General features: G+C 43.2%; 16 protein-coding genes. 4 read left to right on the top strand and 12 right to left on the bottom strand.

Going from position 1 to position 18,490, the window contains the following annotated elements; all coding sequences use genetic code 11:
• Nucleotides 1-16 precede the first annotated feature (16 nt).
• The 3 genes from MHI55_RS16345 to MHI55_RS16335 form a co-directional block, all read right to left on the bottom strand.
• Nucleotides 17-304 carry a hypothetical protein gene (locus MHI55_RS16345; RefSeq protein WP_076253135.1) on the bottom strand — a complete coding sequence of 96 codons (288 nt, stop codon included), beginning with the start codon at nucleotides 302-304 and terminating at the stop codon, nucleotides 17-19.
• A gap of 21 nt (nucleotides 305-325) precedes the next feature.
• The gene (locus MHI55_RS16340; RefSeq protein ID WP_017688344.1) at nucleotides 326-685 is read right to left on the bottom strand and encodes an iron-sulfur cluster assembly accessory protein; all 360 of its coding nucleotides are present in this window, start codon (nucleotides 683-685) and stop codon (nucleotides 326-328) included.
• A 349-nt stretch (nucleotides 686-1,034) separates the two neighbouring features.
• Nucleotides 1,035-2,393 (bottom strand): MFS transporter, encoded by a 1,359-nt coding sequence (locus MHI55_RS16335; RefSeq protein WP_076253134.1) that lies wholly within the window; start codon nucleotides 2,391-2,393, stop codon nucleotides 1,035-1,037.
• Nucleotides 2,394-2,559: 166 nt separating this feature from the next.
• On the opposite strand from MHI55_RS16335, the gene MHI55_RS16330 reads away from it, so the two are divergent.
• Together MHI55_RS16330 and MHI55_RS16325 are read left to right on the top strand one after the other, a co-directional pair.
• A complete protein-coding gene (locus MHI55_RS16330) occupies nucleotides 2,560-3,219 on the top strand; it encodes a metalloregulator ArsR/SmtB family transcription factor (RefSeq protein ID WP_036671328.1) in 660 nt (219 codons plus the stop codon).
• A gap of 121 nt (nucleotides 3,220-3,340) precedes the next feature.
• Entirely contained in the window at nucleotides 3,341-3,742 is a 402-nt protein-coding gene (locus tag MHI55_RS16325; protein ID WP_076253133.1) for a VOC family protein, read from the top strand.
• Nucleotides 3,743-3,771: 29 nt separating this feature from the next.
• On the opposite strand, the gene MHI55_RS16320 is transcribed toward MHI55_RS16325, so the two are convergent.
• Both MHI55_RS16320 and MHI55_RS16315 read right to left on the bottom strand, forming a co-directional pair.
• Nucleotides 3,772-4,950: an MFS transporter gene (locus MHI55_RS16320; protein ID WP_076253132.1), complete on the bottom strand. Its 1,179-nt coding sequence runs from the start codon at nucleotides 4,948-4,950 to the stop codon at nucleotides 3,772-3,774.
• Complete coding sequence (locus tag MHI55_RS16315) at nucleotides 4,940-5,104, bottom strand: hypothetical protein (RefSeq protein WP_156946122.1); 165 nt, start codon at nucleotides 5,102-5,104, stop codon at nucleotides 4,940-4,942. Before MHI55_RS16315 ends, MHI55_RS16320 begins: the two co-directional genes overlap by 11 nt.
• A gap of 157 nt (nucleotides 5,105-5,261) precedes the next feature.
• On the opposite strand from MHI55_RS16315, the gene MHI55_RS16310 reads away from it, so the two are divergent.
• The gene (locus MHI55_RS16310) at nucleotides 5,262-6,149 is read left to right on the top strand and encodes a LysR family transcriptional regulator (RefSeq protein ID WP_076253131.1); all 888 of its coding nucleotides are present in this window, start codon (nucleotides 5,262-5,264) and stop codon (nucleotides 6,147-6,149) included.
• 46 nt (nucleotides 6,150-6,195) lie between these two features.
• Here MHI55_RS16310 and MHI55_RS16305 read toward each other — a convergent pair whose 3' ends face one another.
• A complete protein-coding gene (locus MHI55_RS16305) occupies nucleotides 6,196-6,879 on the bottom strand; it encodes a TetR/AcrR family transcriptional regulator C-terminal domain-containing protein (protein WP_076253130.1) in 684 nt (227 codons plus the stop codon).
• A 136-nt stretch (nucleotides 6,880-7,015) separates the two neighbouring features.
• Between MHI55_RS16305 and MHI55_RS16300 the strand changes: the two genes are divergently transcribed.
• Nucleotides 7,016-8,368, top strand: a complete 1,353-nt coding sequence (locus MHI55_RS16300; RefSeq protein ID WP_076253129.1) for an MATE family efflux transporter — start codon at nucleotides 7,016-7,018, stop codon at nucleotides 8,366-8,368.
• 117 nt (nucleotides 8,369-8,485) lie between these two features.
• Here the strand turns inward: MHI55_RS16300 and MHI55_RS16295 are convergent, their stop codons facing one another.
• From MHI55_RS16295 to MHI55_RS16270, 6 genes are all read right to left on the bottom strand, one after another.
• Nucleotides 8,486-9,502 carry an alpha/beta hydrolase gene (locus tag MHI55_RS16295; RefSeq protein ID WP_076253128.1) on the bottom strand — a complete coding sequence of 339 codons (1,017 nt, stop codon included), beginning with the start codon at nucleotides 9,500-9,502 and terminating at the stop codon, nucleotides 8,486-8,488.
• Complete coding sequence (locus MHI55_RS16290) at nucleotides 9,495-10,139, bottom strand: GNAT family N-acetyltransferase (protein ID WP_076253127.1); 645 nt, start codon at nucleotides 10,137-10,139, stop codon at nucleotides 9,495-9,497. Before MHI55_RS16290 ends, MHI55_RS16295 begins: the two co-directional genes overlap by 8 nt.
• 12 nt (nucleotides 10,140-10,151) lie before the next feature.
• Entirely contained in the window at nucleotides 10,152-10,916 is a 765-nt protein-coding gene (locus MHI55_RS16285) for a MerR family transcriptional regulator (protein WP_076253126.1), read from the bottom strand.
• Between the two features lie 141 nt (nucleotides 10,917-11,057).
• Entirely contained in the window at nucleotides 11,058-12,035 is a 978-nt protein-coding gene (locus MHI55_RS16280) for an alpha/beta hydrolase (RefSeq protein ID WP_101313828.1), read from the bottom strand.
• A 164-nt stretch (nucleotides 12,036-12,199) separates the two neighbouring features.
• A complete protein-coding gene (locus tag MHI55_RS16275; RefSeq protein ID WP_017688352.1) occupies nucleotides 12,200-13,498 on the bottom strand; it encodes an NCS2 family permease in 1,299 nt (432 codons plus the stop codon).
• A 524-nt stretch (nucleotides 13,499-14,022) separates the two neighbouring features.
• Nucleotides 14,023-18,480, bottom strand: coding sequence for a carbohydrate binding domain-containing protein (locus MHI55_RS16270; protein WP_076253124.1), 4,458 nt, complete (start codon nucleotides 18,478-18,480; stop codon nucleotides 14,023-14,025).
• Between the last annotated feature and the right edge of the window lie 10 nt (nucleotides 18,481-18,490).

Here is an 18,490-nt window from a genome sequence, read left to right as displayed (position 1 = left end):
ATAGGGTTCCCCATGTTCAATAGGAGATTTTGCTTGAAAATATGCCATGTTCATTACAGTCAATTTGGAGAAGTTCATCCTCCAGGATCCAGGCATCTGTTTTTTCAACAAAGAAATGAAATCCTCCAATGGATTGAACCAATGCGGGATCGACCGGTGTAGCACTCGCATTTATGCCAATTGTAAAAGCATCGGAGCCTCCTCCGATATATTTTGCGTAAATCCTTACATATTGGTCCTCTTCCAATTCCCATTCATTCTTAAATGAATCGATTGCTTGTTCAGATACTACAAATGAGATCATTGCTCTGCACTCCTTCCTTCATTAATCACATTTTTTCACTTCGCCACGATAATTGGCCATTCTGAAACTGGCTCCGCATCCACACGAAACTTTGGCATTTGGATTATTCATGGTGAATCCACCTAACATTCCGCTCTCTTCATAGTCAATCTCAAGACCATCAATATATGGAATACTGTTTGCGTGAACCAATATTTTAAATTGCTTTTTATTTAACACAATGTCTTCTTCTGCCTGCTGTTCATCCACGATAAGAGTATAAGACAAACCACTGCATCCCCCTTCATCAACGCCTACTCTAAGAAAGGCATTTTGGATATCCGCACTTGATAAGATCTCAACGATTTTGTCCGATGCTGTATCACTGACCTCAATGATCATCTTTATTCCTCCCGGTGGTATCATTTTGAAATTTGGTATCCCAGTCCATTAGACAGGGTATGAATGCTGCAAGAGCAGCTCCTTTTGGCGTAAGTTCATAAATAATTTGTGTAGGGCGTGTCCGTATTGTTCTTTTGACCAAATGATCATGTTGAAGACCCTTTAAACGTCTGGAGAGGATCATTTCGGAAATGGAAGGAATGTTATCGAATATTTCACCGAATCTCTTCGGGCCTTGAGACAGAGCACATAAAATATGGATCGTCCATTTCGTTCCGATGATGCGATAAGCTGTAAATAGTTTATTCGGATCCTCAGTGAGCAATGGTCTGTACACCCACTTTCTTATTCATCTGCGTGGTGAGATCCGAGTACTGGCAATGATACTCGTGACGATCAACAAGAGATGGAAACCCATGGCTACAATTAAGCCGGATTGAAGTGACATACCGCCAGCCTGACACACGACAAGTATGGAACCACCAATGCCAATCACTACACCAGGTGTAAAAGAATCTGCAAATTGCAGATTTGCCGAGGTTTGGCCCACGCCTTCTTCCCCCGTTTGGGAGAATGCGACAACACCACTAATCGGATGCGCCAATCCAATACCAACTCCTGCAATGATCTGCCCAATAACTGCGATGGTAACGGTCACAACAGGTACCCAAAATACGATGGCAATCCCTATGGCAAGTAACAATACGCCAAGAATAATTCTCATATGACGTCCACTGCCCTGATCTGCCGCATCCCACCGTCCTTGCAGATACGCAATGATACACCAACTTAATGCAGCACTCGCCACAATTAATCCGGCCTGAGAAGGTGTAATTCCTTTCACATCGATTAGAGCCAATACCAGGAAATTCTGTGTACTAGTATAGGCAGCGAAGAACAATCCACGTGTTGCCAAAATAGCTGGCATTCCTCTGCGCAACGTAAGTGTTCCCTTCGGTAGCAATTTACGCAGAGGAAATATCATCAATACTAGGCCAATCACGACTAAAACAAATCCCATAATGCTCGGAAGCCTACTTAGACCAACCAGGAAAATCCCTGTACCTAACGTTAAGAGTAACGCCATCCAAGTGGATGAAGATCCGCTATCCCCTCCTGTCTTCTGCACTTTCAATTTCCTAAAGGCAGGTAAACTAAGCAATGCTGAAACCACCAGCACAGGTAAGATCCCCCAGAAAACAAAGCGCCAGGACCACTGATCTGCGATAACTCCTGCTACATATGGACCGAGCATGGACGGAAGAACATAGGCAGTACCAAATGCTCCAAGAATTTTGGCACGCAACTCATCCGGGTAACTTAACGATATAGCTGTATACACACAAGTCATCATAGCTCCGGCACCCAAACCCTGTAGAGCCCGTGATCCTATCATGGTATACATGTCGCCTGCGGTTGCGGCAGCGATCAGCCCTACGATAAATAACAGAAGTGCAAAAGTGAACGGTGCTGCAGGTCCTCTTTTATCAATGATTCGACCGACGACCAGCGTTCCGATAATCTGCGCAAGCAGATAGGTACTGAATATCCATCCGAACAGGCTAAGGCCGTTCAAGTCTCCAGCAATCGAAGGAGCAATGGTGGTGACGGATAGACCTTCGAATCCAACGGCCATCACTGATAAAATAATCCCTATGGTTAGTGCAAAATAACGCGGACTGAAAATACTTTGATGATTAGACGACATGAAATGTGACCTCCAAGAAAATTGGTATGTATACATCGTATCCGGATACTTAGTAAACATTTTTGTTTATAATGTCTAAGCTACAGTCCGGCTTTGACTTTGTCAACATTTTTGTTTAAAATGTAGTTAGTCATGTAGACTCAGTTGCGTCACAAGGAGGTGCACCATGAGCGGAAATCAAACTAAAAAGGATGTCTCGACCAGTACCCGGAGAGCAATTATTAATCTGTTAAAAGAGCGCGGGGGAATGGATGTTGTCACTCTCTCCTCTCAGTTTTCGTTATCCGGAATGGCTATTCGTCAACATCTGAATGCGCTAAAAGGAGAAGGATTGGTCACCACTGTGGAAGAGGCCCGTCCCATGGGTCGTCCCACCAAGTTATGGATATTAACTCCCGCGGCTAATCGTTTTTTTCCAAGTGGATATTCGGATCTATCCGTCAGCCTCATCAATTCAATGAAAGAGGCTTTTGGTACTGAAGGGCTGGACAAGCTGCTGGATGTTCGAAATAAAAATATGCAAGAACAATATCTTCAGCATCTTGGCGATTCATCAGGAGTTAGAGAGAGATTGGAGAAATTGGCCGAAATTCGTACGAATGAAGGTTATATGGCCGAGGTTAAGGAGCAGGATGATGGCAGTCTCCTATTCATTGAGAAGCATTGTCCGATCTGTGAAGCGGCCGCGGTATGTACCGGGTTATGCAAGAATGAGTTACATTTATTCAAAACAGTTCTAGGCGATAATGTTCATATTGAACGGGGAGAATACATTCTAGCCGGAGGAAGAAACTGCGTATACACCGTTAGGCATAATAAGCCATGACCAAAAGAGCAACCTCATTGGAGATTGCTCTTTTGGTTTGGTTTTTGAACTGATTATGTAATTTTGAATTGAGGTAGAGTATAGTAAGAGTGTCGAAAATATACTCTAGGAGGCTACTGCCATGTCACAAAAAATCTGGATGAACCTGCCGGTGAAAGATGTTGTGAAATCCACTACCTTTTTCAATGAGATTGGATTCCATGGGGAGAATGTTGGCAACGAGAGAGCCCAGCTTGTCATAGGCTCAACAACGATTCTACTGTTTCCGGAAGCAACCTTCGAGAAATTTACAGGTGCCAAAACCGCAGATACTTCCCATAGCGCAGAAGTGATATTTTCCATTGGTGCTGACAGCAGAGAAGAAGTTGATGCTTTTATTCAAAAAGTAGAGATTGCTGGAGGAACCATCTTTGGCAAGCCTGGTGAAATAGACGGCTGGATGTACGGCGCTGGATTTGCCGACCTGGACGGTCACCGCTGGAACCTGTTGTATATGGATGAGAGCAAAATGCCGAAACGGTGATGTATAACGCCTATCACTACGTCCGCCTCTTATCCTCCAATTTTGGAACCCTCGAATCGGCCAGTCATGGAGATTCTGAAGTAATTCGTTACGATACTAAAGATAAGGAACACGATTCCTCCAACTACAATATATTGTGTACTTATTCCAGTTACGATTAGTCCACATACACTAGCACCAAGTGTTGTTCCCAGGTTGGAAGAGGTTAGAAAGATCCCATTCGACAATTCGGGTGCCTCTGGTGCTGCCGCTACCACCCAATATTGAGTGATATTGCCCCCTATGCCTCCTATGATCCCCCAAATGAAAATAAGGAAGGCTGTTGGCACACTGAATTGTCCGAAGGTGAACAACAAGATGTATATCGTTATTAATGCAATGGGATACATCTTGATCGTTCTTAAAGGGAAATTAGCGAGCAGTTTCCCTGCTATCATGTTCCCAACCATATTGGCCAAGCCATATAGAAATAACAACACACTGACGGTGTTCCAGTCATAACTTGTCACGGTTTTCAGAAACTCGGCAAGGTAACTATAGACCCCAAATACAGCTCCGTTCATGAAAATCACGCCAGCAATGGATAGCCACATCACGGATCTTCTCAATACATACAGATGAGTACCCATAGAGATTCTTTTCGTAACTGGCATTGAGGGCACAAAAAGAAGTGTTGCTACAAATGCGACGATTGTTACGGCAGCAAAGAACAACATCGCATAGAACAACGATGTGCTGGTGGCAATCAAGCTCGAAAGGGGTACTCCAAGTACCATGCCTGCCGACACGCCTACAAATACTTTAGCGACTGCCTTGGGCGCTTCTTCCTTGGGGACTGACGCCGCTGCGACCGTAAATGCCAATGAGCAATAGACAGGATGGAAAAAAGCCGGAACGACACGTGCAATGACCAATACCGTAAAGTTTGATGTGATGGCGGAGACCAGGCTGCCCACAATAAAAATGCCAAGTACAAATAACATGACATGCTTGCGGTTCATGCCCGAAAATAATAAGGGCAAAATGGGGCCAGATACAGCAACCGCAAGCGCAAAAAGACTCACAATCAAACCAGCGGTTGAGATACTGACCTCGTAATGTTCTGCAATCAAAGGCAAGATTCCGATTACGCCCATCTCCGTATTTAAAATACTGAATACCCCAAAGGTCAGAATGAATACAAGCAGGTGATTTCGTTTAGTTGTCATATGCCATGGATTTAGAGAGATCCCGGTAAGCATTGATCTCTGTCTGAAGGTTGGCAATTTTCTGCTCTGCATCAGCAGTTAAAGCAGCCTTAGCAATAGTTGTGCCCATACCTCGACCAGCGCCATTGATAAACCATACTTTTGTCTTATCCATATCATTCATTCCTTTCAATTTCTTCTCCAGTTGCCTTGCTTTTTAGTTTAGCGTTTATACACCACATAGCAAATACTCATATCTTATAACAAGTTATGCTTGAAAGGCATTTCTGTAAGGTTTATTGTAGAATATAAGGGATAAAGGAGGAGTTACGATGGAGATTAGAGTATTGCGTTATTTTCTTACGGTCGCCAGAGAAGGAAGCATTACACGCGCTGCTGATTTCTTGCATGTTACGCAGCCCACCTTGTCCAGACAATTGAAAGACCTTGAACAAGAGTTGGGAAAGAAATTATTTATTCGCAGTAGTTACAGTATTATTCTCACAGATGAAGGTATGCTTTTAAGGAATAGAGCTGAAGAAATTGTAGGTATGGTTGATAAATTAGAGGCAGAATTTGAATCCATGGAAGAAACCATAAGTGGAGATATTTATATTGGCGGTGGAGAAACGGAAGCCATGAAACAGATTGCAAGAGTGGCAAAAGAAGTTCAGAATAAATATCCCGATATACGCTATCACCTATACAGCGGTAACGAAGATGATGTAACTGAGCGGCTTGACAAGGGACTCCTTGACTTCGGTATTCTAATCCAGCCAGCGGATGTCTCCAAATATAACTATATCAATTTCTCGGACAAAGATGTTTGGGGAGTGGTGATGAGAAAAGAAAGTCCGCTCGCCTCCAAAGATACGATTCGATCTACAGACTTATTACATGTTCCACTGATCTGTTCACGACAGTCGATGAAGCAAACATTTTCGAAAAATGAGTTTGCGGATTGGTTTGGTGAAGATTTTGACAAATTAAACGTCGTAACTACATACAATCTTGCATATAATGCTGCCATTATGGTTGAAGAAGGCATTGGTTATGCATTAACACTTGATAAAATAGTGAATACGTCCAGTGAAAGCGATCTTTGTTTCAGACCTCTAGAGCCAAGACTTGAATCTGGGTTAAATATCGTTTGGAAAAAACATCAGGTCTTTTCGACTGCTGCGGATTTGTTTTTAAAAGACATTCAGGCTAAATTTTAGACTGATAAAGGGATTAACGTGAGTATAAGAAGAAACCCACCGGAGTTTAATTCTCGGTGGGTTTCTTTATGACTTGTTCAATCCCGAGTAAAATAAGCTTCAAGCCGAACTCGAAAGCTCCGTCGGTTCCCATCACCTCAAACAGACCGTTCTTATACATCCTGCTGAAAAGTCCAGCTTCCTTCTCACTCATAGAATCCAGAAGTTGGATCATCTCTTCACCCTGAAGTGCTTCCTGATCCTTAAGAACAGCAGATATATTGCGCTGATGCTGATAATCATCCAGGACGAAGTAGAATACATAGTTCACAAGCGTGAGAACGGCCTGTAATTTCTGTTCTTGCTCTAGTGGCGTTGATTCCATACAGAGCAACATGCGGTTGGTGAAGCGGATCATGTCCGGTTCATGGGGCAGCGTCATCATCATGAGCTGTGTGGAGCACGGGTATCTGCTGAGCACACTCCGTACCGTCACCGCAAGCCCCTCCATCTGCTCCTTCCAGTCCCCTTCAGTATGAAACTCGTCCAGAATAATTTTCGATATCTGGTTGGCCAGACGCTGGTAGAGCGTCTGCTTGCTCTTGAAGTACCAGTATAGAGATGGAGCCTGAATCCCCAACTTGTCTGCCAAGCGTCTCATGCTGAATTTCTCGATGCCCTCTTCTCCAAGAAGTTCCCACGAAGTTTCCAAAATCTTATCTTCCGAAATCTGAGGCTGTTGTTTTTTCATCGGTATCCGCCCTTTTATCTAACAGTGTAAGTTTATGCTTTACAGGTTCATAAGTTCATGATAACATCTAACACTGTAAGGTTCAATCTAACGCTGTTAGATTAGATCAATATTAACGAAGAAAGTAGTGACCCACATGGATGCAGAAAACCTCCATTACTTTGAAAAAGCACCAATCGCCAAAGCCGTAGCTCACTTTGCTGTCCCAATGATGCTAGGCACGTCAATGAGTGTTATTTACTCCATCTTGAATGCCTATTTCCTTGGCACACTTGGTAATACGGCAATGTTAACCGCACTCGCATTAACTTTACCTTTATTCGCGGTCATCATGGCCCTTGGTAATTTAATTGGTATAGGCAGCGGTACATTCATCTCCCGTTTGCTGGGAGAGAAAAAAGTAGATGATCTGAAGCATGTATCTTCATTTGCCTTTTACAGCAGTTTAGTTCTCGGAATTATTGTGATGGCCGTTGGGCTCCCGCTGATTGAACCAATCGTTCATGGGCTGGGGGCAACGCCAGAGTCCTTCGGATTTACAAAAGAGTATGTCACGATTATGCTTATAGGTTCACCCTTCGTCATCTTATTCTTCACCCTGGAGAATATCGTGCGCTCAGAAGGTTCAGCAATGACTTCTATGACCGGTATGATTCTCAGTGTTGTTATAAATATTATCCTCGATGCACTATTCATTTTTGTCTTCCATTGGGGCGTGATTGGCGTTGCATCTGCTACCGTCATCTCCAACTTGGTTGCGAGTGCATTTTACGCATTCCATATGAGTTATAAGAGTCAATTCTTAACCGTCTCCCTGAAATGGTTCAAGGTGACGAAGGACATCCTGAGTAATGTGTTCAAAATCGGTGTTCCCGTCTTTGTTATGAGTGTCTTCTTGGGTGCAATGTCGCTTATTCTTAACCTTTTTCTTGTCGAATATGGGGATCAGGCCGTTGCTGGGTATGGAATCTCATCACGTTTATTACAATTTCCTGAGTTTATTCTGATGGGTTTGTGCGAGGGAGTTGTGCCGTTGATTGCCTTCTCATTCACAGCGAACAAATTACGCATGAAACAAACGATTGGATTCACGATAAAATCTATTTTGGGTTTAGCCATCCTGTTTGGGGTTGTCGTCTATCTGATTTCCGACCACTTGATTGGTTTATTTACGACTGACCCGCAATTAATTGAAATGGGTAGCTACATTCTTCATGTAACCTTTTTATCCTTGTTCATTACAGGAATGACTTCTTTGTTTATGGGGATCTTCCAAGCAACAGCCCAAGGAACCGCCGCGTTTGTTATGTCCATCATTCAAGGAATTACACTAATTCCTGTATTGTATATTGCTAATCAAATGAACGGCTTTCATGGAGTGATCTGGTCGCTCGTTATTGCGGATGCCGTGGCGTTCCTAGTTGGGGCCATCATGTTATATGTTTTGCGGACCAAATTGCAGCCGGATCTGGAACATTTAGCACAGTAGATAACATATAACACGCAAGAAGGCAGGATAAGGGCGCTCCCGCTCCCTGACCCTGCTCTTTCATTTCCAAATGACAATTATTTATCTAACGATACTAGGAAACTATAACTGTAACTGTTATAAGGAGAGCTTGGTCAACATATGTTCTATTTCATCCATATACCCTTCCACTGTAATGCTTCTCGGAGCAAACAGAAATAATAGTGATTGTTTCCATTCCGAGCCTGCAATAGAGGTTGGTAACATCGAATGTTCTGTATTAGAGAAGATTTTCACATGAAGCAAGGAAGATGGCTGAATTCCTTTACGGTATGCTTGCTCTGTATCAACAATGTCCACATTCACATCATCTTCTCCAAGCAGAAGTAGTACAGGGGTTTTGAAATGATGCAAATCCGCCGTGGCATCTGAAGCAAAATTTTTCTTTATGAAGTTCCAGCGTTCTTTGGAAATCAGATCATCCTCTCGAGCAATCTTGGTGTACTCTTCATATGTGCCTTGTTTCTTTAAAATCTCTTTAATCTGGTTTTCATAATCGACCTGATTTTGAATCTCCTCCGTGGAATAACTATCTTTCGCCATTTGGCCGCGTGTGTTGTATTCTCCCTGTTCCAACCAGTTTATCGCTGGTGATACCAAAATACTGAAGGCAAGATGTTCTTTCCCAGCAAGCTTAGGAATCACCCAGCCTGCTTGGCTGGCACCCCATACGCCTATTTTGGAATCATCAATGATGGATTGTTCTTTCGCCCATGCAATTGCTTGTTGTGCCTCCACAACACGATCATCCATGCTTTGATCTAGCCAGTTTCCCTCTGAACCCCCGATTCCCCGTTTATCTAGCGACAAGGATGCATACCCGATCGATGCCAGTCGCTCCCATAACGGTTTGTATCCCTCACCATGAGTAGAGTCTATCGGACCGTCACCGTGAATAAACAGTACTAGACCTAGCTTGTCTGAATGGTTTCTGGGTAACGTGAGCGTACCTGTTAACTTACCCTGTGGAGATTGAATTTCAATGGTTTGTTCCTCCATGTCAAAATCACTTTGATCGACTATGTACAGTCCTGCACCAACCATCAGTAAGATTGCCACAATAACTGAGATGTATCGTTTTTTCCAATTAAACATAACTATCTCCTTTGTAAATCATATAATACCATTGGTTTTCGCCTAAGAGCAGGCCGGTCAGAAAGCTGTTTGTGCTATACTGCTTGCGAAATTGATAGCGTTCATATAACTGTATCGCTTGATGATTCTGACTTGCCACATGCAAGCTAAGAGATGATATTGATTTGGATTGCAACATATATTTCTGTGCCCATTGAAGCAACTGCGTACCAATTCCCTTGCCTTGGTGCTGTGGATGTACAACCAGATCTTCCACATAACATTCACCTAATGTAGGAGTATGCTTCAGCAGATGTAAACCAGTTATTAACTGAAGCAGTTTCCACATGCCAACCCTATTGCACTGGCCCCACCAATGAGGATTGGCACGAACGCTTGTTATTGCTGCTCTGTTATCTGCTTCCTTCCATTTCAAGCACATGGTGCCAACAATTTCCTCATTTTCACGAGCAATGACTCGAAGAGTACTTTGTTCCATGGGCGGATGATTGAGCAACTGTTCAAATGCGTAAGCCAGATCAGTTATGGACAATGAAGTGATCTTTTGAAATTTGTGTCCAAAACCATAAGCCATGAGTTCAGCAACAGCTTGATGAAACTGGGGACAAACGGGTTCTATCTGAATGGAAGTTGTCACTGTGTGCCTCCCCTACTCGATCATTTGTAACAATAGCTCATAATGAAGCTTTTCTGGTGTGAATAAAGATAAATAAGATTTTTCTACCATAATAAGTGGACCGTGATACGGATAGCCCTGGTGTTCTGCATAAGCATAAAATTCGTTGATATGTTCTTTGAGTTCAGCTTCAATTTGTACATATACATGACGAGAAAGGTATTTTCCTCTAGGCAAAACTAAATCGTTTGCTCCCTCCTTTTGTGTATAAATTCCTACGGTGTCCGTCTCGTCGTACGCATAATGGATGTCGGCTTCAAATAAATTGGGAATGTTTCCTTTATGTTGGGTCAGTTGCCTTGCTTGCAAGTACCCTTGCGCTTCCATATGGAACCACAGTGATAAGTGAATCTCCTCACGAGTAACAATATAATAAGTCACTTGATCCTCAAGCGGAATATGCTCTTGCTCATGCAACAACTTGCTGATAAGGTGCTTTGTTTGCTGAAGCTGAGTGATGGCTTCTTCCGTGTCTGCCAACGCTTGGCGAAATAATGATGTGATTTGAACGGTTGTCAGATTACTCAAACATTCCTTGATCATTTGAACAGACAGTCCCATTTTGCGAAGCAACAAAATATGAGATAGACGGTAAATTTCATCTACCCCATACATCCTGTATTGGTTTTCTGCTATATAAGCAGGGTGTAACACCCCTTTTTCTTCGAAGTATCGAATTTGATGTACAGAGACTTTCATCAGCTTTGCCAGCTCACTAATCGTAATTTCATCACTCAACCAATTCACCACCTTTGCTGTTTTTCATATTACAAGCATAAACCTTAGGTCTGACCTAAGGTCAAGTTTTATTTTAGCCTCTCCTGATAACAAAAAAACCACGGCACCAGATTCGGTACCGCAGTTTATTAATCAATCATCCTATTGGATTTGTTTCATGTAAGATTTGAATTCCTCAGCAATTTCTTTGTATTTGGTATGATGCAGGTAATGTGAACCTTCCATTGGGATCATCTTACCCTGTGCGGATTGTTTGGCTTGTTCTTCATGTAGCGGAATCCACTGCGGGTTTTTCTCGTTATTGGATTGAACAAAGAGAAGCACTGGCAGATCACTAGGATACGTGAGTTTTTCTCCATTTTTGAAATTGGAACCCAGATGTTTAAGCTCATTTACTAATGTCGGATTTGTCGAGACTTGATTCGAAATCAACTTCATCTGTTCTTTGGTATGTTCATCATAGTCAAGTGATGCATATGAATCACCACTCACTTTATTGAGTACTCTCATTAAGCCTGATTTTTGAAAGAATTTCATTAAGTTCAAAGGTAATTTAACATCCATGCCAGGTTGATTCGGAACACTGCTATCGATCCCGACAAAAGCAGAGACTTCATCCGGATACGTGTTCACATAAGTCGCCGCGTACAGTCCCGTGATGGAATGCCCCATCAGAATATAACGATCTATACCGAGCTGCTGTACAGCTTCATGAATTTCACTAACAATATTCTCGGTGGTTCTCTCCTTTTCGGTTTGGTCGCTTAACCCATAACCGAAAGGCTCAATCGCCACAACTTTGTAATCAGAAGTTAATTCATCGATTAACAATTTGAAATCAAGTACTGGTGACGGTGTTCCTTGTCCGGGAAGTAGCACGATGGTTTGTTCGCCGCTACCTTGAATGGATACATTCATATTCTTCCCATCAATATTGACATATTGGCCGTACGATTCGATTTTCTTTTTCTCGGCCCCATTACTTATCGTATGAACGACAAACGTGATGCCCATGAACAGCACCAGCGCGCCGACAATACCACCTATTATTTTCAACCATAAGTACCGTTTTTTACGGCCCTTAGTCCCCGTTGTTGTTACATCCACTGCTTCTGCCATTTCCATCTTCTCCTGTCGTTTATATCTGTAGAGCCGCTCTTGCGACATAGGTATAGTGTAACCATGAAAGATGTCCCCTTCGTGACGGGAATATGAACGGAGTATGAACTACAAAAAAAAGAGAGCTGCTTGTTGAGAGCAGTTCTCCATAGGATAAGACAGTTTTAGTGGTCCAGGAACACAAGCTGAATGAAGAACAATACCGCAAAAATGTAGAAGATTGGATGAACATCTTTACCTTTTCCACGAAGCAGCTTGAGTACCGGATAAAAGATGAAACCTACGCCGATGCCTGTTGCAATACTATGCGTCAATGGAGTAAGAATGATAATCAGGAAGGCAGGAAATGCTTCTTCGAGATCATCCCATTTGATTTTGCTGATAACGTTAATCATAAAGTATCCAACAATGATCAGTGCCGGAGAAGTAATCGCCGGAATGCTTGATATTACACTTACGATCGGTGTGAAGAACAAGGTCAGCGCAAGCAGTACACTTACCGTTACCGCTGTCAGTCCCGTTCTTCCTCCTGCAGCTACCCCTGTGCTGGATTCGATGTAAGCCGATGTTGGACTTGTTCCGAGCAAAGCACCTGAGGTTGTTCCTACGGCATCTGCCAATAATGCGCCACGCGAGCGTGGGAATTTACCATCCTTAAGCAATCCTGCTTGTTCAGCAACGCCGAGCATCGTGCCTGTCGTATCAAACAGCGTGATCAACAAGAAGGTAAATATGATTGTATATAAGCCATTCGAGAATACCCCTGCCAGATCCAGTTGCAAAGCCGTTGACGCGAGGCCTTGCGGCATGGATACAATCGATTCCGGCATTTGGAATAGTCCCATAATCCAGGCAAGTATCGCTGTTACCACCATTCCGATGAACAGGTAACCTTTCACATTATAAGCCATCAGCACAACGGTAATAATCAATCCGATAATGGTCAGATAAGCCATCGGCTCAGCCAAGTTTCCGATCGTAATCAAATTCGATTCTGAATCGGCAATAATCCCGGCATTTTGCAAACCTACCGTTGTAATAAACAATCCGATCCCTGCGGTTATGGCATGTTTTAAGCTAGCAGGAATTGCATCTAGCAACATGTAACGGAATGAAGTCAGTGATAAAATAATAAACAAAATCCCTGCTATAAATACGGCTCCCAGTGCAACCTGCCAAGATACGCCATACCCGGCAACTACGCTATAGGCAAAGAATGCATTCAGCCCCATACCCGGCGCGATGACGATTGGATAATTGGACCATATTCCCATAATCAGAGTTCCCACAATACTTGCCAGTACCGTTGCTATGAATACTCCGTTAAAGTCCATGCCCGTGCTGCTGAGTATTCCTGGGTTTACGATAACTATGTATACCATTGTGAAAAATGTTGTAACCCCTGCGATAATTTCTGTGGGGATGGTCGTGCCTCGTTCTTTAAGTTTGAACCATTTGTCCATGGTAAAGCCAGCCTCCAACTTTCAAATTATACTCCAAAGCTAAAAACAAAAAATCCTAATCTTCATATAGGATTGTAATATTGTCGCTCCTATATTCGTTGTTAGGATTTAAAGATTCAACAGCTAAGCTCTAAACTAAACATAAAGATACTCATATCTGTTTTCAACCTGAAGTCCATTTCGTATTCTAATTAAAATTACATGCAATGTCAATGAATTAACGATTTGTTCACAGTTATTTACGAACTATACAGACATCATCTCTTTTGTTCATTCGTTTTTAGGATAGAGTAAGTACGTATCGCTCAATGTCTGCGATATATGAAGAAAAGACTGCCAGCAATGTTCACTGACAGTCTCTTGCTTAATTCGTAGTAGGTTTCTCTTCATATTCGCTGGATAATTCTTTTAGCGATTTGATTTTGCCATGGGGATGATGTCATTCCTGAACAACTTTATTCTGCTTGTATAGGTAATAAGAGAATTAGGCAAGCATATAAGACAAATTATAGAGAATTCAGAAGTTAATTGGCAGGACCCAGATTAATCAAGCTGACCTCGGATAATGAGACGGTTGTGTTGCCATCTTGCTCACCATCAATGTTACCCAGATCAAATGAAATTCGAGTATTCGCATAGCTGTCTTCTGTTGCATCAAATGTAAACGTGAACTCCTGTTCTTCTGGGGTCAAATCAACTCGTGCCCCAAAGAACCCATGCCATTCATAGTTGGCAGCTGCATCGACCCATCCAATCCCCAAACCCAATTTCCTGGACTTCTCCGCTTTGGCTTTAAACGTTAATTTATATTTAAAACCTTGCTGTATGCCGAATCCTTCATTGATGACTTGACGATCCCATGGATGCTGTCCTGCATGACCAATCTTGGCTTGAAGCTGTTGATTGCTAACTTGCATCTCAAGGTCCGCTGCATTACCATCCGCGTGGGTAAACCAACCTTCTGCACCTTTGGAGAAGTCCCCATTGGGAATAAGGTTAACATGAGCTGGCTGACCTCCTTGATCTGCATTCGGATTAACTTCATATAATTGGACGTTATTGATGTGAATCGAGTGTTCACCTGTAGATAGCGGATATCCTAATCCAAATGCAAGCATAGCTGCCGAATCGGAGGTATCCCCCATAGTGAAGGTGTAAGTATACGACTTTTGATCTGCGGTTAATTCCACTTCTTCTTCAAAATACTTCACAAAATCGCCTGCATTCTGAGAAAGAACCGCTTGCATGGATTTAGGACTTGAAGCAGATGCCTCGAAGGTAAGTCGGTACGTTTTGTTTGCATCCAGTTTGATCTGACCTTGTTGCAATAAAGCATCCCACCAATGTTCACTTGTACCAGGCAATTTAACCATTAATCCTTCACCCTCGTCATGTGAGGCTGTCAGATCATTAGGAGTTAGCTCCCAATGATTCAGATCAGCTGTTAGCTCACTGTTCTGAATTTTGTTTTGTGAAATATCCACCCAACGTGTATTATAATCTGCTCCTTCAAAATTCACATAATAGGGTTTGCCTGCTGTCAAGTTGACCCCTGGAAAATACACCGTTTTATATGCTTGCCATCCACCCGTGTCTCCGAGACTCAGGTCTGATTGTGCAACGGTTGTACCTTGTTCATCCTGAATGCTGAACTGAACCTTGGAATCACTTTTTCCACTGGCCATTCGGGCAGACAGAACATATACTCCGTCGTGAGCTACATCGATTTTATATTGCAGCAGATCTCCCTGATCCATGTAACTGACATGTTTTCCTCCTTCTACGGAGTCCTCCAGTTGTAAGCCCTGCATCATCCAGGCTTCGGTTGCAGGAACATGTGCGTAGCCATTCACTGACAGAGGTTTGCCGCGTTTCGTCAGACGAACATTGTCCACATATACCTTACCTTTAGAACTGCCGAATAACAGTTTTAGCTCGGATTGTGCGATTGATGCTCCATCTCCAATGATGATTTCTCCGGTGTATGTTTTCATTTCTTGGTTCAAGGAGAGGTTTTGTCCTTGATGAACCTGTACCGTATGCCCATTACTGCTGACAACATCAATGTCGATACTTCGCGGTGTGTCTGCCTTGGCATCTAAGGAGAAACCATACGTTGTATTCGCTTCCAGTTTCAAATCGGGTTGGTTCACCGAAACTTGTTGTGGGTCATTATTCGTTTGAGTAACATCAACAACCAGCTGACGCTCCATAATTGGGAATTTCGAAAAGTTATTTACACTTATATTGGCTTCAGCATTCTCCTGGACGCTGGTGGTCCAGAAACCGAGGCGTTCCTTACCTTGATCAAATGTACCATTGTAAATGAAATTACCATCAGGCAGCGCGTTCCGTTCAACCGTTATTGGATCAGCCTCACCCACCTCAATCAGTCTGACATTGGCAAGCCAAACCGTTGTATCATCCAGCCCCAGATTAAATTCAAATCTGGCATTGTTATCCGTGCCATCCCGCATATTAAAGGTATAGTCATAGGATTGCCAATCTGTCGTGAGTGCAAAGGTGTTATCACCCGAATAATTGGTCCAACTTTTTTCGAATTGGTTCAGTTTGGACATGATCGTACGGTTAGCAGATGCTTTCGCATCAAATTGTATCTTGTACTTTTTGTTTTTCTTGATGTACATCGGCATCTGAGTGAGTTGAACCGAGTAGTTTTCAGTACCCGATGCATCAATGGTAACTTCTGCTGCTTTCCCTTTCTGCTCATCTGTTACAACTTTGACACTGCCAGCTCCATCAGCATTTGTGATGAATTTCCACTGCAGAGGCACTCCATTGTCTGCAGCCCCTTCCGCAAAACGTTCATTGTATATTTGATTGCCATCGGCTTGTGGGTCACGCTGTTGCACAGGCTCGATGGGATTTGTTGTTACATCAGGCCATGTGTCTAGATTTTTGTAAGAATATACTCGCACAAAATCAACATTCATCTTTTCGGAAGTGAAGTTGCTTTCAGGTGCCCCCGGCCAGTCTCCTCCAACTGCCAGATTCAGAATCAGATAGAATGGACGATCAAATGGTGCAGGGAACGTATAATACTCGGGTTGGCCGGCGGCCTTCGTTTGCCAGTTGGTCACTTCATGATGCAGCTTTCCATCCACATAGAAACGAATCATACCCGGCAACCATTCCACCTGGAAATCATGATAATCGTCAGCGAAAGTTTCTCCCTTCGGAAGAGTAAGGCTTCCCTGATCATGTCCATGGGAACCGTCAGGCTTCACACTGTCATAATGCAATGTGCTATATACCTTGTTATTACTCTCTTTGCCACCAATTAGCTCCATAATATCGATTTCTCCAGAGGCAGGCCATCCACCATAATGTGCTTCATCTGTTGGCATCATCCATATGGCAGGCCACATGCCTTTTTCGATCGGAAGCTTCGCACGTACAACTACTTTACCGTAGGTCCAGTCGCCTTTTCCCATGGAGATCAGTTTGCCAGAGCTGTAATCTTTACCGTTTTTCGGACCCTTTTTTGCTTCAATCTGCAACACGCTTCGATTCTGATCTTTCGTAATGCGAGTGTTGTCCGGGCTGTAATATTGCATTTCATTGTTATAAACGAGTCCTGTATCCTGCACGGTCCATTTGGAAGAATCAATCGAAGGTCCGTTAAACTCATCATTCCAGACCAGTTCCCATTGATCATGCGGAATCGTTGTTGCTGGAACCGGTTTTTCGCCCGCCGGATTGCTTGGTGTCGATGGTGTAGACGGTGATTGCCCGTCTGGAGAAGATGGTGTGGGTGTACTTGTCACATTTGTTGAACCACCAGGCTGCGATGAAGCAGGTGGTTGGGCTTCACCCACCATGGATGTGCGCAATCCTTGTTTTACTTTCTCTCCGTTGATCACAACATCATCGGCATCTACACTCAATTTTTGGATTGTACCTTTGGTATCCATTTGAGTCTGACTCGCTTCTGCATGAATATTCATGGAATCAATCAGGCTGTTTGAAGAGATCTCCAGAATGGATTTCTGCTTTACATGCATCTCCTGAATGTTGCTTTCTTCCGTAATGGCAATTCTGACGGGTTCCCCACGTTTGTCAACGACTACTCGCTTCAGCTTGGAGTTGTTAATGTTGATGGAATGACTGCCTCCGCCTTTAATGATGACACTTCCTGTAACAGTTACGCCCTGAAGAACAACAGATCCCTCGCCTATGCCTTCTGCCAGTAGCAGATTTCCATTGACAACCATATTTTTCAACGTGATATCCGTTGATTTAATAATCAAGTTGCCATCTACCCGGGACTCATATGCTCCAGGAGTGCTTTTTACATCTGCAATCATCGCTGACAGTAACTCTGCCGTCTCCGCTCGTGTAATCGAGGTTTTAGGATTTAATTTGCCTTGGAAACCTTTAAGAATATTTTCGTTCACCAGATAGGTAAGCGCTTTCTTTGCATAACCGGAAATATCATCTGCATCCTGAAATTTCAATTGTTCACTATCTTCATTTGTAACCGCTGAAAGTTGAAAAGCTCGATCTACCATAACCGCTGCATCTTGGCGTGTAATCGGTTGTTGTGGTGACAGATGTTCACGGTCTGTCCCTTCGATGATGCCAGAACCATTCGCTCGTACCATCACGTCATAGTACCAATCGTCTGAAGTCATATCCGCATATGAACCAGTCGCCGCATTACCGGTGAAACCAAAGGCCCGATCCAGAATCATGACGAATTCAGCTCGGCTAATGACCTGACTGGGCTTGAACGTACCGTCCGTATAACCTTTCAATAAATTCAAGTCTTGCAAACGTGTAACTGCAGATTGTGACCAATGCCCCGTCAGGTCTGTATAGGGAACAGAGAAGTGCAGGCTTTTTGCCTGCACATTTCCCACCTCCGCTTGACCCTGTACACTTTCTGCTCCAGCAGTTGCTGGATAAACGAGAGAAGCCATTAAACTCCATGCCACCATACATGCCAGTCCTTTTCTCATCCTTCTTCCT

Origin of the sequence: Paenibacillus sp. FSL E2-0151 (assembly GCF_037993015.1) — a bacterium.
Classification (GTDB): domain Bacteria; phylum Bacillota; class Bacilli; order Paenibacillales; family Paenibacillaceae; genus Paenibacillus; species Paenibacillus amylolyticus.
Note: the sequence above shows the minus strand (reverse complement) of the source record. Positions and strands in the feature narration are given on the sequence as shown.

Bases quoted from the DNA above. Each gene is read 5' to 3' on its own strand.
- MHI55_RS16345 (WP_076253135.1), bottom strand. From the start codon at position 304: ATGATCTCATTTGTAGTATCTGAACAAGCAATCGATTCATTTAAGAAT.
- MHI55_RS16340 (WP_017688344.1), bottom strand. From the start codon at position 685: ATGATCATTGAGGTCAGTGATACAGCATCGGACAAAATCGTTGAGATC.
- MHI55_RS16335 (WP_076253134.1), bottom strand. From the start codon at position 2,393: ATGTCGTCTAATCATCAAAGTATTTTCAGTCCGCGTTATTTTGCACTA.
- MHI55_RS16330 (WP_036671328.1), top strand. From the start codon at position 2,560: ATGAGCGGAAATCAAACTAAAAAGGATGTCTCGACCAGTACCCGGAGA.
- MHI55_RS16325 (WP_076253133.1), top strand. From the start codon at position 3,341: ATGTCACAAAAAATCTGGATGAACCTGCCGGTGAAAGATGTTGTGAAA.
- MHI55_RS16320 (WP_076253132.1), bottom strand. From the start codon at position 4,950: ATGACAACTAAACGAAATCACCTGCTTGTATTCATTCTGACCTTTGGG.
- MHI55_RS16315 (WP_156946122.1), bottom strand. From the start codon at position 5,104: ATGGATAAGACAAAAGTATGGTTTATCAATGGCGCTGGTCGAGGTATG.
- MHI55_RS16310 (WP_076253131.1), top strand. From the start codon at position 5,262: ATGGAGATTAGAGTATTGCGTTATTTTCTTACGGTCGCCAGAGAAGGA.
- MHI55_RS16305 (WP_076253130.1), bottom strand. From the start codon at position 6,879: ATGAAAAAACAACAGCCTCAGATTTCGGAAGATAAGATTTTGGAAACT.
- MHI55_RS16300 (WP_076253129.1), top strand. From the start codon at position 7,016: ATGGATGCAGAAAACCTCCATTACTTTGAAAAAGCACCAATCGCCAAA.
- MHI55_RS16295 (WP_076253128.1), bottom strand. From the start codon at position 9,502: ATGTTTAATTGGAAAAAACGATACATCTCAGTTATTGTGGCAATCTTA.
- MHI55_RS16280 (WP_101313828.1), bottom strand. From the start codon at position 12,035: ATGGCAGAAGCAGTGGATGTAACAACAACGGGGACTAAGGGCCGTAAA.
- MHI55_RS16275 (WP_017688352.1), bottom strand. From the start codon at position 13,498: ATGGACAAATGGTTCAAACTTAAAGAACGAGGCACGACCATCCCCACA.
- MHI55_RS16270 (WP_076253124.1), bottom strand. From the start codon at position 18,480: ATGAGAAAAGGACTGGCATGTATGGTGGCATGGAGTTTAATGGCTTCT.